This is a genomic window from Vibrio sp. ECSMB14106 (assembly GCF_000972265.1).
Taxonomy (GTDB): domain Bacteria; phylum Pseudomonadota; class Gammaproteobacteria; order Enterobacterales; family Vibrionaceae; genus Vibrio; species Vibrio kanaloae.
The window spans coordinates 12894-27991 of the sequence record NZ_LAUM01000010.1 but is presented as its reverse complement, the minus strand read 5'-3'; the positions used below and the strand labels follow the sequence as shown (position 1 = coordinate 27991).

Genomic DNA, 15098 nt, shown 5'->3' with positions numbered 1-15098 from the left:
AAGCTCTGGGCTTAACGTTACTATTTACTGGGTTAACTGGCTTAGCTATTCACAAGGGTGAGCCAAATGGATCAAGGCTAAACCACCGAGTGACGTTTCACGATATTTCTTGTTCATGTCTTTACCCGTTTGATACATGGTCGCAATAACCTTATCTAACGAGATCAAAGATTTACTATTACGCTTCAAAGCCATGCGTGATGCGTTGATGGCTTTCATCGCGCCCATCGCATTTCGCTCAATACACGGCACTTGAACCAAGCCGCCAATTGGGTCACAAGTCATACCCAACGAGTGTTCCATCGCGATTTCTGCGGCAATACAGATCTGCTCATTGCTGCCACCGCGTAGTGCCGTTAATCCCGCAGCCGCCATAGAAGACGACACCCCTACTTCACCTTGGCACCCGACTTCCGCACCAGAAATAGAAGCATTGGTTTTGTACAAAATGCCAATCGCGCCTGATACCGCTAAGAAATCTTTTAACTGCTTGGTATCCAACTCTTTAATGAAGCGATGGTAATACATCAATACGGCAGGAATAACGCCCGCTGCACCATTGGTTGGTGACGTCACCACTTGGCCACCAGCCGCGTTTTCTTCACTGACAGCAAAGGCAAACAAGTTAATCCAATCCATGATTTCCATTGGATCGTTTTCAACGGCAGCATTCGCTTCTAACTTTTTCAATAGGTTTGGCGCACGGCGAGTGACGTTCAAGCCGCCATCAAGAATACCTTCCGTCTCAAAGCCACGTTCCATACAACGCGACATCACGCGCCAAATCTGATCCACCTTTTCTGCAATCGTATCAGCATCTTGGAAGGCCGATTCATTTTTCAGAATCATTCCACCTAGGCTCATGCCGTTGTCTTCAGCTTGTTTCAGCATTTCATCGGCGTTCTTAAAAGGATAAGTCACCTCTACCGATTCAGTTTTGGTACCGTTTTGCAACTCATCCGCGGTTGCAATAAAACCACCACCAATCGAGTAGTAGGTTTCATCGACAATTACCTTCCCAGTTTGATCGAACGCGGTAATCATCATGCCATTTTCATGTAAAGGCAGATTGTCTTCATGAAAGAGCATGTCGGTTTGATAGTTAAAACCAATCGCGTGGCTCCCACTCAATTGCATTTCACCGCTGTCGATAGCGCGTCGCATCGCTTCATTAGCGCTGGTGATCTTAATGGTGTCTGCCTTATTGCCAAGCAAACCCAAGATGGTTGCTCTATCGGTGTGGTGCCCTATGCCAGTCAATGACAAAGAACCGTATAAATCCACCTGAACACGCGTCACTTCAGCGATTTTATCAGCGATTAATTGTGTGAAATGGAAACCCGCAATCATTGGGCCGTTAGTGTGTGAGCTCGATGGCCCCACACCAATTTTGTAGATATCAAAGATCGATAACATAGATATACCAGTAAAGAATCGGTCAATTAAGAAAGAGCGGCATAAAGCCAATCAGGGATAACAGTACAAGCAGCGATCGTCACAACCGCAAAAACCAACAAGCCATAGTGACTCGCGGTGGGCTTAGCGAACAAGTGCTTTTGCTTGGTGATGAATTCGTTTTGTTGCTGTGTCACTTCTCCCCAGAAACGGCTCACAACAACACCTAACACTAAGAAAACCACCGTGCCAATTAAGGCAAACCAAGGCCAAGCTATTCCACTGTATTTGGCGATGAATACGACAGCTACGCTGCCAATACTGCCTGCAATCACCCCTTTCTCATTCGCTTGTTTGAAGAACAAACCCAGGATGAAAGAACCAAGGCGAATACCGACAAAAATAGAGGTCAGGCTGGCAATAGTTTTGAGCACAGATTCGTTAGAAACCGCCATCAAAGCAGGTACTACAACTGAAGCTGCTGCAACTAAACTCATTTTTCTTGCCACCGATTCATAATGTGCATCGGAAGCCTTGTCACGGAAAAAGCGCTTATAGAAATCGAACGTTGCCACTGTCGCCATTGAGTTATAAGTAGAATCCAGTGTCGACATTGCCGCAGCCGAAAGCGCAGAAATCACCAAACCAACAACGATTGGGTTGGTATGGTTAAACACAAAATCGAGAATCACTTCGTTGCTGTTTTCAAAGCTTTGGTCTTGATAAAAGACACTCAGAAGAACGCCCATTACAGAGAAAAACAGGTAAATAAAGAACGCGCCGTAACCACAAAGCAGCATGGATTTTTGTGCCGTCTTCACGTTCTTGGTCGCCAATGTTCTTTGAATGATCAACTGATTAGTGCCATACACACTCAGGTGCAAGAAGCTCACTGCCACTACGCCTGCCCACAATGTGGTATCAACACCCAAGTCAAAATCGAGGTTGATGATATTCAGATGTTCAGGAGACAACACTTCCCCTGCATCAATCTTCATCAGCAATAAAACAAAGATCGCAATGCTGCCGATGATCAGCACCGCCGATTGCAACATGTCTGTCCATATGACAGTCGAGATACCGCCCGCATAGGTATACAGAGCGGTAAACAAACTGATGTAGATGATCGCCTCGGAGATACTCACCGGCAACACTTGCACCAAGATTAGTGCAACCGCATACAAAATCACACCAGCCGAAATACACTGAACCACAATAAACACGATGGAATTGATCGTGCGAGCAAAAACGCCAAAGCGGTGCTCTAAGTATTCATAAATCGAGGTCAGGCCGAGTTTGTAGAACACTGGAACAAAGAAAACCACAGCGAAAAAGATCACTATTGGGTAATTTAAATGAACGCTCATCGCTTCCATACCAGAGCTATAAACCCAGCCAGGCATGCCCACGAACGTCATCGCACTGATGTAGGTTGCAAGAATCGACACACCTGCCGTAAACCAACCAAATTGCTTTCCGCCCGTTGAGAAATCGCCACCAACGGCATAACGCTTATTCACTAAGTAACTGATAAATAGAGTGGTTAGTACATACAAAGCAATAACCACAAAACTTGAGTACGTAACCATTTTTAGATTCCGTTTATTATATTTCGCAATTCATTCGCCGCCAATATTACTCAAAAATGGATATTTTCCCTCAAAAACCCACAATAAGTGTGAGTATTGTCACTAAGATAGATGATTAAACACTCTAAATGCCCAAAAAGTCCCAAAACAACGATCTAATGAGATCAAGATCACCAAAATACACAAAATGGGTACGCACTCATTTTAAAATTGACTTTGATCACGGATCTAATAACCACAAAAATTCTATTATCTCTCCCGAAATGAAGATGGTGTGGTGATGTTCAATAACCACCACACAATAATCGAAACTAAAAACACCCTATAAAAAATAAAGGTTTATCGGTCATGACTACTAAAAAACACATGAGCGAAGTTCCTATGATTCAAAGGGTAGCTGCTTATCTTGCAATTCTAGTTGGCTACTTTTTCTATTGTTATAACTTTGTAATTATTGACTACGTACGCCCATACATCGTTGATGCGTATGATGGTATTAACTTGGCGGATACCGCTCAGTTCTATACATGGCAGTCGGTTGGTGCACTTATTGGTGCTCTGAGCTGTGCATGGGTGGCATCAAACTTTGGTAAGAAATCGACTCTTATTGTCATCACTGCACTGAACGGTGGCGCAACCATCATCAACATGATGTTTACTGACTACGCGATGTGGGCAGCAATGCGTTTCATCATCGGTATTTCTTTAGGTGGCTACTTCACCGTAGCAGTAAGCCTAATGATCGGCCTCTTCACGCCAAGCGTTCGCGGTAAGTTAACGGCATTCGCTTCTTCTATGTTCTCGGTTGCCCTAATGGCAATGGGCGCATACGCGGCGTTCATTTCTAGCATCGATTCCCCTTGGCAGAGCCTAATGTGGGTAGGTGGTATTCCTCCTCTAGTTGCTGCTGCACTGATGATCTTCATCCTGCCTAGCGACAAGAAAGTGATCGCTTACGGTGAAGAAGATCAAGCCGCGGCTGAAGCATCGAATAAACCAGCGAAGAAAGGTTCTTGGGGTGAAATGCTAAGCGCGCCTTACCGCAAGCTAACCATCACTTGTCTACTACTGGCTGGTCTTAACTTCTACGGCTACCAATTCTTCTCAGGCTTCGTGACAACGTACCTGAAAGAAGTTCGCCAATTTGACGGTTCAACTATCGGCATCATCTTCTCTATCTCAGCATTCGGTTCTCTATTCGGGGCTTGGGTATGGGGTGCAATCGCCGACAAATACGGCCGTAAAGTGAACGCATTTGGTTTCATCCTTGCGGGTGTCATGGCTTCAGTCTTCTTCGTCGCACCAAGCGACGTGATGATCGGCAGCCTAAACATGCTGGCTATCCTAGGTCTTATCTACAACTTCGGTCTGTCTGCTTCTGCAGTATGGGGTGGTTACTTCTCTGAATTGTTCCCAGCTCACCTACGTAGCTTCGGTGCAGCTCTGTTCCACGGTGGTCGTATCATCGGCATGTGGGCACCAATGGTGTTGGTATTCATTCAAGAGCGCAGCGACCTTGCAACGGCAATGTGGGGCTCGCCAATCGTATGGATTCTAGCTGGTCTACTGTGGCTATCTCTACCAGAAACATTGAAAGGCGGCATTTTCGACAAGAGCAAAAAAGCGGAAACAGCAAAAGCTTAATCCCCCTTTAGTTGAAGACTTCTAAAAGTTGAAAACCTCTAAAAGTTGAAGACGTCTAAAGAGACGAAACAAACATCAATCCGGTTGATAAGTCAGCCGGTAACAAAATCCAAATCGAGTCCTGTTCCGAATGTTGACTCGACAACAAAACGAGAATTAATTATGTCTAAATATCAAGAAGCTAAACGCATTGTTCGTGACTACTTTGACGCAATGGAAAACGCTACTCACGAAAACGTTGCTGAAGTTTTAAAAGCACACACGTCTGAAGATTACTTATGGCGCGGTGTTTACCCATTCCGCGAGCAAGAAGGCGCTCAAGCTGCGGCTGACGTATTCTGGGCTCCAATGATGAAATCAATGACACGCATGCAGCGTCGTCAAGATATCTTCATCGGCGGTAACAACGAAGTTAACCCTGATGAGATTTGGGTAATGAGCATGGGTCACTTCATGGGTCTGTTCGACGCTGAATACCTAGGCATGCGCCCTACTGGCAAGATCATGAACGTTCGCTACGCAGAATTTAACTGTGTTGTTAATGGCAAAATAACAAAGACAGGCCTGTTCCTAGATCTTCTAGGCATGATGGACCAAGCGGGTTGCTACCCACTGCCACCATCAACAGGTAAGCACTTCGTATACCCTGGCCCACGTAATCACGATGGTCTGTTGTTTGAAGACGCGGCTGCAGAAGAAGGCGTTGCGACTCTTGCTCTAGTAAACAAAATGGTTGATGACCTGTCTGCTCTTAACGACAGCGGCGCGATGGGTTGCCCACCAGAAGTACTCGCGAAGAGCTGGTCAAAAGACATGATTTGGTACGGCCCATGTGGTATCGGCGCGTCTTACACAATTCCTCGCTACCAACAACAGCACCAACTTCCTTTCCGTAACAACCTGAAAGATAAGAAGTTCAATGGTCACGTTTGTCGTTTCGCTGAAGGTAACTTTTCTTGTTTCTTCGGTTGGCCAAACCTATCAAACACACCAACAGGTGGCTTCCTAGGTATGACAGGCGGCGAAGTGCGTGCAAACATGCAAGTGGTTGACGTTTACTACCGCGACGGTGACAAACTTTCTGAGAACTGGGTGCTTATCGACCTTCCTTACTGGCTACAACAGCAAGGTCTAGACGTGTTCGAGCGCACTTCATCTATCATGAACCCTACGCTGTAACCATGTCCTATTGCCTACCTAGTCCTTACCTACGCTAGGCAGGCATGACTGCGGAGGGCTCCTTCTCGCCCTCGGCAACTTGCTCCACCCAAGATAACCAACTTGTGCCTCACGGATGGGCACACCCTGCCAAACCATTACCTATATAACGGGCTTGAAAGCACGGTGGCTTTCTGCGGCCTGAATAAAGAGAACAACAATGAACAAGTCGATACTTTCTGCAGTGATCCTGACAGCACTGACCTCAGGTTCTGCTTTTGCTGCACACACTTTTACCAATGACGCAGGCGATAGCCTTACTTTAGACGGTCGTTTTGACGTTCGTTACCAAGATAAGGGAGGCGACCACAACGATGAGTGGAACAGCGGTAGTTCTCGTTTCGGCCTTAAAGGTCAAATGGGACTCGATAACGGCTGGACTGGCTTTGGCCATGCTGAATGGGGTTACAACTCAGGTGCTAACGGCGACAATATTTACGACCGACTTCTATACGCAGGCGTAGAGCACGACAAATACGGCAAGATCGCAGCAGGTACTAAACAATGGTCTACCTTCTACGATGTGGCTTGGTTTACCGATATGGGTCGAGTATTCGGTTCGCGCGGTTCTGGTTACTACAACCTATCTGACTGGGGTATTGCGTCAGGTACAGGTCGTGCCGAGAACTCGATTACTTACCGCAACAGCATTAGCGACAACTGGAAATACGGCTTCACTTACCAAACCACTCGCGAAGATGTTGGCCTAGCTGACGGCTTAACAGCAACGCTGAAAAACGGTATGGGCGCGTCAACGTTGTACACTGTTATGGATGGCCTAACGATTGGTTTAGCTTACCATCAGAATGAGTTTGATGATGTCGATGCGGACGTTAAAAATATCAAAGATGGTGATACACAACGCATTGGTCTATTAGGTGTTAACTATACCAATGACGGTCTATTCGTTGGTTTCACCTACAGCCAAGGTTCAAACTGGGAAACCACCAGCCAAGCTGAATTCTACGACCACCGCGGTGCAGAATTCTTCACTTACTACCACTTTGAAAACGGTCTGCGTCCAACCTTTAACGTGAACTACTTAACGGATACCGACGACAACGCAAACGGCTACGAACGCCAGCTTATTATTCCTGGCCTTGAGTACCACTTTAAGAAGAATAAGTTCTTAGTTTGGACGGAATACCAGTTTGATAATGGCGACGACAAATCTGTTGGTAACCATTACGAAAATAGCGATGACCAATTCGCTGCAGGTATCCGTTACTACTTCTAACGATGTAGCGGCATGTTGCTCATTTTATGGGTAAATTCGAAATCTAAAGCTCTGCTCTTACGCAGAGCTTTTTAATCACTATCTCTATAATCATACTGTTTTCCCAACACAGAGAATGGGTTATACCCAACATCAAATTAAAAATAGTCATTATTCCTTATTTTTCATATCATTCCTTGGTATTACTTTATGAGTACGTACCTAAATATGTTACTCTGAGCTCAGTTAATTTGGTTCAAAAGTATGGCCTATGAGCTCTCCAAAACACTCCACGGCGTCAAAGCCAACCGTCACCTCTAAAGACGTCGCTAAACTTGCTGGCGTTTCTCAATCAACTGTATCTCGTGTATTTGTCCCGGGTAGTTCAGTGTCTGAAAAGACCAAGCAAAAAGTGTTCGATGCAGCAAAATCGTTGAATTATCGTCCCAATGCCTTTGCCCGCAGTCTGACGACAAATGAGTCCAAATTGATTGGCTTAGTTTTCCCAGATGCCGACTACCCTATCCACATGAAAACTCTGCAGCTTATCTCTACTGAGCTACAAAAACAGGGTTACTCAGCGGTATTGATTCCTTGGCAAGTTGATGGAAATGACAACCACTCTATTCCTAATATCTTCCAATACCGAGTTGATGGAGTGATTGCTGCTTCTGCGACCTTTAATAAATCGCTTTATGAAGAGTGTGATGAATTCGACATCCCTATCGTCCAGTTTGCGCGTGTTGTTGAAGGGACTAAGAGTAGCCATGTGGTGAGCGACAACTACGCTGCAGGCCAAGTTGCCGCTCAACACTTTCATAGCGTGGGAACAAAATCAGCGGTTTACCTGACAGGTAATGTCCCGACCTACACCAACGGCGAACGCGAGGCAGGATTTTGCTCAGAATTCGAAGACCTAACGGGCAAACAAGCTCGTGTGATTGAAGCTGATTATGACTACCTTGATTCACTGGATACTATTCGCGCCCTATTTTCAGAACCCACACACCCGCAAGCGATTTTCTGTGCGACAGATAACCTAGCAATGGCTGTGATGGATGTGGCGCGCTTAGAGTTCAACCTGCGTATTCCAGAAGATCTTCAAGTGATTGGTTTTGATGATATCCCACAGACTCAATGGTTGAACTACCAACTCACTACCTTCAAGCAAGATTTCAGACGCCTTGCACGTGAATCCGTGAAAATTGTCGTTAGCCAGATTCAAGAGCAAGACACTAGCTTGGTTAAGCTGATGGTGCCAGTGAAATTCATTGAACGAAACACCACGTTGAAAGCAAAATAGCGTTTTCTGCAGCCTTTTTTACATGATTAAAGTACGCATTTAAACGCCCCAAATACAGGCACTTTTGAGTACGACATCGCCTCCCAAGGCTTCCTAATTGGTTGAGCTGCTCACTTTAAACCATCACTTTCTACGAAATTGAAACATCGTGTTATTGATCACAAGCGTCAATAACACACTCTTTCTTCATGATAGTTAAACCAGCTTCGTGAATTTCTGCCCAAGCTCGTTCTACGTTCTCATCATAAAGAGGATCGTATTTTTTAACCGTATTAAGTAACGAATTGAACCATTCGTTAAGCTCTTGTTCAGAGATATCCATCCCCAAATCTTTATGTCGCTTACCAAGCTTTTTAACCGAGTTTCTTACACTCGGTAAACCAGAAGAGTTGTAAATCAAGATGATCGAGGCTTTGAGCATCTTAGTTTGTTGCTCTAACCCTATGTTTTCAAAACGTTCTGAAAACCTAGGGTTGTGCTCACAGAAATCGGCCAAAAATGTTTCCAGAAACTCTTGGTCGATCCGGCAACGTTCAAAACTCTCATAAAACAGTTCGTTCGATGTCATCTAGCAGATCCTTTGCAATATTTGCGAGTCTTCAGGGAAACAGACAAGTTCAGAGCCGTAATTCACAAGCTCTGAACAATCAACATAACCTAATAATACGCCACCGTGGTATAAAGTGAACAGTGGCATAAGGTGAACTGTGGCATCAGGTGAACTATGGCATAAAGTGAGTGGCGCAGATCTTGTTTCCATCAGGGTCTCGTAAGTAAGCCAAGTAAAGGCGGCGCTCATCAGTTCCCCTCACTCCTGGACCATTTTCAATACTTGTACCCCCGTTTTCTACACCAATACGATGCCACTCATCGACGACTTCTGGTGAGGTTGCTAGAAAACCTATCGTCATCCCATTGCCATAAGTGGCAGGCTGGCCATCAATCGGTTTAGTTAAACCCAGTACACCGGTTTGAGTCACGTAAATGCAACGCCCTTTAGGGTCGACAGAACCTTCGCTGTAGCCAAGCGCCTTCATGATTGGGTCATAGAAAGACTTCGCGCGTTCAATGTTTTCAGTACCAAGAAAAACATGGCTAAACATAACTAACCTGTTCTTATAGTGAAAGAATGCCCTAAACTAGACCCTTAATCCCTATTTGTCTACACAAGGTACGCCTTACCACCACTGACCCACTTATTGATAAAACGCTCAAATTTAGTTCGATATTCAAACGAAATAAAAGCTAATCAACAATACGCTGAGCGCCCTGCCCTTGATCATGCAGGATGTCCTCAGGGTTTAGTAATTGGCATTTCTGCATACTCAAACAGCCGCAACCGATGCAACCGGTTAAGTTCTCTTGTAACGACTTAATTTGCGCCATTTTACTATCGAGCTGCCCTTGCCACTTCTTAGCCACAAGCTCCCAATCATGTTTAGTCGCCGTATGGTTCATCGGTAACGTCGATAGCTCATCGGTGATCTCTTCAAGCGTGAAACCTATCGATTGAGCAACTTGTATCAGTGCGATTCGTCTCAACATCGCCGACTGATACCGACGTTGATTTCCGTTAGTACGAATCGAAGCAATCAACCCTTTGGTTTCGTAAAAACGTAAGGCAGAAGGAGCCACGCCACTGCGCTCTGCCAATTGGCCTATGGTGAGATATACGATGTTTCTCATTGTCACACTACCCTTGAGATCATAAATATTTAAAGCTTACTTTAACTTTAGAATAGCGACCTATTGTTACCTTAACCAGTTAATGTCCATAAACTTTGACTGCGGGCTCAACGAAAAGCAGTCATGAACATAGCTGCTTTGTCTTATTGAGGTGTTATCGATTTCTAAATTTGACTCATGACCGATTTCAGGTTTTCTGCCATTTCGGTATTGATGAGCTCTCCCGTTTCTACATTAAAGTTGTCGTAGAAACTTGGCACCGACATCGAACCCTTCACATCAGCATCAAAGTAAGGTGCGGAGTTTACCGCAGACAACAACACAGAACTTGCGCCGCCTGGACCTGGTGATGTGGAGAGCATAACAACAGGCTTGCCTTGATACACTTTCATGTCGATTCGTGATGTCCAATCAAACACATTCTTAAAGGCTGCGGTGTATGAACCGTTGTACTCTGCAAAAGAGATGACCACGGCATCTGCTTCGCCAATCTTACTAAAAAAGCGCTGCGCGTGTTGATGAACGCCAGACTCTTTTTCTCTATCTTCGCTGTAAATGGGCATCTCGAAATCATTAAGATCGAGCACCTCTACTTGCGCGCCCTCAACTAAGCTTGCGGTGTACGCTGCCAATTGTTGGTTAATCGATGTTTTACTGTTGGTCGCGCCAATCGCTAATACTTTCATTGTTGATCCTTGTTCATTTTTCTCACCTTTATGCACTCATGACTTCAATTACGGAGCTCAAAGTTCATAACTGAAGATTCGTAACGTCTGTTTGATAACATCAAAACCTGCACTAGGTGACAAGGTGATAGATTGTGTTTTTAGATTTGGGATGATGATAAAACCTCAAGTTAACTTGAGGTAAAGCGATATTTTCAAAAAATAGGAAATGATCTAAAAACACTTATAAAGCAGTTAATTACGAAAGGTTAACTATAGATTGGCATTACACAGACAAAAGTAAGCACACCCAAAACACATTGGGTGTGCTTTATCGAAATACTATTTACTTAAGTTGATTTAGTGAACTTACACCAGAGTAAGCGACTCCAGATAGCTCGGCCATTTCGCGATTCCATGTTGCCAGATCGTGAGGATTAAACTGATTCAAATGATCATGTCCGCACGCTCTCGCCATCACTTGCATCAACTCCGTCGAGGCTTCGAAGAAGTTCTTCAATTGGTTCGATGCCTTCTCAACATTTAACCGTTGGCGTAAATCGGATTTTTGAGTCGCGATGCCCGCCGGACAATTATTGGTGTTACACATTCGGGCGGCAACACACCCTATCGACTGCATGGCACTGTTTGAGATAGCGACGCCATCAGCGCCAAGCGCCATCGCTTTTACGAAGTCCATCGGAACACGAAGACCACCAGTAATGATTAAGGTGACTCTGTCACTTACGCCTTGCTTGTCTAGATAGGCTCTGGCACGAGCAAGCGCTGGAATGGTTGGCACGCTAATATGGTCACGGAACATTTCTGGCGCTGCTCCTGTACCGCCACCACGCCCATCCAAGATGATGTAATCGGCACTGGCATCGAGTGCAAACTGAACATCCTCTTCAATATGATTGGCACTCAACTTGAACCCTATTGGGATACCGCCCGTTACTTCTCGAACTCGGTCGGCAAAATTTTTGAAATCCTCGACGGTTTTTAGATCAACAAAGGTGGGTGGAGAAATCGCGGCGGTACCGGCTTTAATGCCACGCACCTCTGCTATCTTGCCAATGTTCTTCGCACCCGGTAGGTGACCGCCTGTTCCGGTTTTAGCCCCCTGTCCACCTTTAAAATGGAAGGCTTGGACATTTTTGAGCTTAGATTCATCGTAACCAAATTGTGCGCTGGCTAATTCATAAAAGTAACGTGAGTTCGCCGCTTGCTCTTCGGGTAACATTCCGCCCTCCCCCGAGCAGATCCCCGTTCCCGCAAGCTCCGCGCCTGTCGCTAAAGAGATTTTCGCTTCTTCAGACAAAGACCCAAAACTCATATCAGAAACAAACAAGGAGATGTTCAATTTAAGCGGCTTTTCCGCTTTTGGCCCAATAATAAGCTCAGTACCAACGGGCACATCTTCCAATAACGGTTTGGTCGCCATTTGTGCAACCATCACTTGAATATCATCCCAGTGAGGTAATAGATATCTTGGGACGCCCATTGAAGTCATTGGCCCATGGTGACCCACTTTGGATAAGCCATCTCGTGCTAATTGATGAATGAATTCGACCGTGGGCTCTTCTTTGGTTGCAGAAGCCGCAGGTGAGAGATCGGGCGTTGCCGCTTGGATATGAACATCAGGGCCTTCTTGACCCACTTGCTCAGCCGTAAACTGTTTATGGGTGCCATCACAAAAAGGGAGATTATTCGAATACTTACAGCGGCACAGGTAAGAGTCACCGGTTTCCTCGGCCACGAAACTCTTCGGTTTGAAGCCCGTTCCTGCATGAGAACCATCACAAAACGGTTGGTTTTTCGACTTGCCACAGGTACAGAAGTAATACTCCTCCCCTTCGGTTAGCTCGACCTTAACGGGTTTGTTATCCGCTACTACTGGATTCTTCATAGTTCGCTCACCTTTTCTTTCTTATGATTTGATGACTGAAGCGATGACTTGCTCATAAGAGTAAAGTAAAGGTGAGATACGCGGCGAATTCAATAAATGAGCCAGAGAAAACTAGCTGAATAGACAGCCTAAAAACAGAAGCATTGTTTGTTCAACACAAACAAAAATGGCCACCAAATCGGCAGCCATTGTGTTTTAAGTCTGATTCTAAGCTAAACGTAAAAGGTTAATCGAATAACTCGATGACCAGCTTGTTGTCTTTAATCACTAGATTAGGTTCCGATGACTTGATCAATGACTCTTGAACCTTGTTGCTGTCGAGTTTATAAACTGGCGACTGAGACAACGCAAAACCAATCATAGAAACGGCAGGCTTAAGTAGTTTGGCGATCTCAGGAGAAAGCTGTTTGTCTTTTTCTTCAAAGCGCTCTAAACGCAGTGATTTCAAATAAATCTCTCCACTTTCTTTATTGTATTCAGGAGTCGCACTGAATTCGATATCAAGATCCAACCCCATATTCGGCATATTAAACACTTGAACCTTTGCATTGGTATTCGCCAGAACAGAAACACGCTGACTCTCTGCTCGCCCGATTTTAACTTCTAGATCATCAACGGCTACTTGTGCATACATGACGCTTTCAACACCAACTTCTTGCTCTAACATCACCGAATCTTGCAGGTAGTTCGTCATGTCTTGTTCAGTCACGCTGTAGCTAACACAACCGCCTAGCATCAGCGCAGAAGCTGCCAAAATGAACTTTTTTGCTACGTTAATTATCATCAAGATCAGCTCTTTATCGTTAGTGATTAGCCCAGAGTTTACTGTGTGATCATCAATAAACAAAACAGTAAAAACACGATATTTGTGAATACCTTTAATTAATAAGCATAAATATCAGTAAGTAAAGCACCAGATTGGCTTTCTCGCTTGAAGTACTGCCACTTACTTGCTCAACGTTCTTAAGTTTATGTACTCGAATTATTCGAATTTTGCTCCTAAGCTTATGGGGTATTTAGGGGGCTTACTGGAGGTTTCATCATGGATATCGAAACATGAAGAGTGAGCACAATGCCATCAAAAAGAGTATCACCTGAGCCAGTAACTCGTTCTGTGATTCTGTTATGCAACACCGCATGCCTGCACCATAGTCAGTGGGTAGGAGAGATGCGTCTCCATAACTGGAAAGCTCAAGTTGCAGAAACGACCGAACAGGCCATTCACTTACTTGATACACGCAGCGAAAGCTACGCACCAATTGTGGTTTCTTGTCTAACATCATCCTCAATCGACAAACAGTGTAAGCAAATATCAGCGTTAAAGGTTCACTCTCCAAGTTTAAAAGCAATCGCTATCTGCAACCAACCACCAAGCCGCAACTTATCGCTCATCAAGCAAACCTTTTGGGATTATTACCACCTCCCTATTGATACAGAATGGCTTTGTCGAAATTTAGGGCATGCGTATGGCATGGTAAACACCAAGCAAACTAAACCTAATCCAGTCTCCTGCAATGAGTATCAATTAGTGGGACAATCCAGCACCACCCAACAACTTAGAAAGAAGATAGCCAAGCTCGCTAACAACGATTTCCCAGTACTGATTCAAGGGGAGACCGGAACCGGAAAAAGCCTATGTGCGCGTTTAATACATGAGGCCTCAGCCCGTAGCCAGAAACCTTTCATCGCTGTAAATTGTGGCGCAATTCCACAATCACTGATTCACTCGGAGCTATTTGGCTTTGAAAAAGGCTCGTTCACGGGAGCAAACAAACGCTACGTCGGGCATGTGGAAAGAGCGAACGGTGGCACGCTATTTTTGGATGAGATCGGCGATCTTGAGCTATCACTGCAAACCTACTTGCTCCACTTTCTAGAAAATAACTCGATAGAGCGATTAGGCAGTAACAACCAATTGCCCGTAGATTGCCGTGTAATTTTCGCCACCAACGTCAATATCGAACAAGCCGTTGCTGCGGGTAAATTTCGAAAGGATCTCTTTCATCGCATCAATGTACTTCCATTAGACCTAGTACCACTCAATGAGCACAAAGAAGACATTGAAGATTTGGTTCACTTTGAACTGAAGCACAATTACGCATCCAAAACCAAACTGCCTAGTGACACTCTTGAGCAAATGAAACAGTACCATTGGCCGGGCAATATCAGAGAATTATTCAACTGCATAAAAAGAGCGATTGTTCTTTCTAACTCAAGCGCCCTCTCTACTCGTCATATGGGAATTCAATTAAAAGACGCGTCGTCCGACACTGATAGTGACACTCGACTTTCTTCAAAAAATGTTCGTCGAGTGATTCAGCAACACCACTACAATATTTCCCAATCCGCTAAAGCATTGTCTATTTCCCGAACAACCTTATACAAGCTGATCAAAAAACATCAGATAGTAATTTAAGTCGCCTAGCTAACTAATAAACTAACTAACTAATAAAGCAGCCTAACGAATTAGGCT

The 15098-nt window shown here is 44.8% G+C and carries 13 protein-coding genes; 5 read left to right on the top strand and 8 right to left on the bottom strand.

Going from position 1 to position 15098, the window contains the following annotated elements:
• Positions 1-45: 45 nt before the first annotated feature.
• Complete coding sequence (locus WR49_RS08905; protein ID WP_046223767.1) at positions 46-1416, bottom strand: L-serine ammonia-lyase; 1371 nt, start codon at positions 1414-1416, stop codon at positions 46-48.
• 26 nt (positions 1417-1442) lie between these two features.
• The gene (locus tag WR49_RS08900) at positions 1443-2984 is read right to left on the bottom strand and encodes a sodium:solute symporter family transporter (RefSeq protein WP_046223766.1); all 1542 of its coding nucleotides are present in this window, start codon (positions 2982-2984) and stop codon (positions 1443-1445) included.
• Between the two features lie 348 nt (positions 2985-3332).
• Between WR49_RS08900 and WR49_RS08895 the strand changes: the two genes are divergently transcribed.
• The 4 genes from WR49_RS08895 to WR49_RS08880 all read left to right on the top strand — a co-directional run bounded on the left by WR49_RS08895 (position 3333) and on the right by WR49_RS08880 (position 8365).
• Positions 3333-4628, top strand: a complete 1296-nt coding sequence (locus WR49_RS08895) for an MFS transporter (protein ID WP_046223765.1) — start codon at positions 3333-3335, stop codon at positions 4626-4628.
• Between the two features lie 162 nt (positions 4629-4790).
• On the top strand, positions 4791-5807 hold the full coding sequence (locus tag WR49_RS08890; protein ID WP_046223764.1) for a nuclear transport factor 2 family protein: 1017 nt from the start codon (positions 4791-4793) through the stop codon (positions 5805-5807).
• Positions 5808-6006: 199 nt separating this feature from the next.
• Positions 6007-7083 (top strand): porin, encoded by a 1077-nt coding sequence (locus WR49_RS08885; protein ID WP_046223763.1) that lies wholly within the window; start codon positions 6007-6009, stop codon positions 7081-7083.
• A 250-nt stretch (positions 7084-7333) separates the two neighbouring features.
• Positions 7334-8365 (top strand): LacI family DNA-binding transcriptional regulator, encoded by a 1032-nt coding sequence (locus WR49_RS08880; protein WP_046223762.1) that lies wholly within the window; start codon positions 7334-7336, stop codon positions 8363-8365.
• Positions 8366-8516: 151 nt separating this feature from the next.
• Here WR49_RS08880 and WR49_RS08875 read toward each other — a convergent pair whose 3' ends face one another.
• The 6 genes from WR49_RS08875 to WR49_RS08850 all read right to left on the bottom strand — a co-directional run bounded on the left by WR49_RS08875 (position 8517) and on the right by WR49_RS08850 (position 13409).
• A complete protein-coding gene (locus tag WR49_RS08875) occupies positions 8517-8933 on the bottom strand; it encodes a globin (protein ID WP_046223761.1) in 417 nt (138 codons plus the stop codon).
• A gap of 154 nt (positions 8934-9087) precedes the next feature.
• Positions 9088-9468: a VOC family protein gene (locus tag WR49_RS08870; protein WP_046223760.1), complete on the bottom strand. Its 381-nt coding sequence runs from the start codon at positions 9466-9468 to the stop codon at positions 9088-9090.
• 142 nt (positions 9469-9610) lie between these two features.
• On the bottom strand, positions 9611-10051 hold the full coding sequence (gene soxR / locus WR49_RS08865; protein WP_017056991.1) for a redox-sensitive transcriptional activator SoxR: 441 nt from the start codon (positions 10049-10051) through the stop codon (positions 9611-9613).
• 164 nt (positions 10052-10215) lie between these two features.
• Positions 10216-10737: an NADPH-dependent FMN reductase gene (locus WR49_RS08860; protein ID WP_017056990.1), complete on the bottom strand. Its 522-nt coding sequence runs from the start codon at positions 10735-10737 to the stop codon at positions 10216-10218.
• 325 nt (positions 10738-11062) lie between these two features.
• Entirely contained in the window at positions 11063-12625 is a 1563-nt protein-coding gene (locus tag WR49_RS08855) for a glutamate synthase-related protein (protein WP_046223759.1), read from the bottom strand.
• A 226-nt stretch (positions 12626-12851) separates the two neighbouring features.
• The gene (locus WR49_RS08850) at positions 12852-13409 is read right to left on the bottom strand and encodes a DUF1439 domain-containing protein (RefSeq protein WP_046223854.1); all 558 of its coding nucleotides are present in this window, start codon (positions 13407-13409) and stop codon (positions 12852-12854) included.
• Between the two features lie 288 nt (positions 13410-13697).
• Here WR49_RS08850 and WR49_RS08845 point away from each other — a divergent pair, with 288 nt between their 5' ends.
• Positions 13698-15041 carry a sigma-54 interaction domain-containing protein gene (locus tag WR49_RS08845; protein ID WP_046223758.1) on the top strand — a complete coding sequence of 448 codons (1344 nt, stop codon included), beginning with the start codon at positions 13698-13700 and terminating at the stop codon, positions 15039-15041.
• The last annotated feature ends 57 nt before the right edge of the window (positions 15042-15098 follow it).

Bases quoted from the DNA above. Each gene is read 5' to 3' on its own strand.
- WR49_RS08905 (WP_046223767.1), bottom strand. From the start codon at position 1,416: ATGTTATCGATCTTTGATATCTACAAAATTGGTGTGGGGCCATCGAGC.
- WR49_RS08900 (WP_046223766.1), bottom strand. From the start codon at position 2,984: ATGGTTACGTACTCAAGTTTTGTGGTTATTGCTTTGTATGTACTAACC.
- WR49_RS08895 (WP_046223765.1), top strand. From the start codon at position 3,333: ATGACTACTAAAAAACACATGAGCGAAGTTCCTATGATTCAAAGGGTA.
- WR49_RS08890 (WP_046223764.1), top strand. From the start codon at position 4,791: ATGTCTAAATATCAAGAAGCTAAACGCATTGTTCGTGACTACTTTGAC.
- WR49_RS08885 (WP_046223763.1), top strand. From the start codon at position 6,007: ATGAACAAGTCGATACTTTCTGCAGTGATCCTGACAGCACTGACCTCA.
- WR49_RS08880 (WP_046223762.1), top strand. From the start codon at position 7,334: ATGAGCTCTCCAAAACACTCCACGGCGTCAAAGCCAACCGTCACCTCT.
- WR49_RS08875 (WP_046223761.1), bottom strand. From the start codon at position 8,933: ATGACATCGAACGAACTGTTTTATGAGAGTTTTGAACGTTGCCGGATC.
- WR49_RS08870 (WP_046223760.1), bottom strand. From the start codon at position 9,468: ATGTTTAGCCATGTTTTTCTTGGTACTGAAAACATTGAACGCGCGAAG.
- soxR (WP_017056991.1), bottom strand. From the start codon at position 10,051: ATGAGAAACATCGTATATCTCACCATAGGCCAATTGGCAGAGCGCAGT.
- WR49_RS08860 (WP_017056990.1), bottom strand. From the start codon at position 10,737: ATGAAAGTATTAGCGATTGGCGCGACCAACAGTAAAACATCGATTAAC.
- WR49_RS08855 (WP_046223759.1), bottom strand. From the start codon at position 12,625: ATGAAGAATCCAGTAGTAGCGGATAACAAACCCGTTAAGGTCGAGCTA.
- WR49_RS08850 (WP_046223854.1), bottom strand. From the start codon at position 13,409: ATGATAATTAACGTAGCAAAAAAGTTCATTTTGGCAGCTTCTGCGCTG.
- WR49_RS08845 (WP_046223758.1), top strand. From the start codon at position 13,698: ATGCCATCAAAAAGAGTATCACCTGAGCCAGTAACTCGTTCTGTGATT.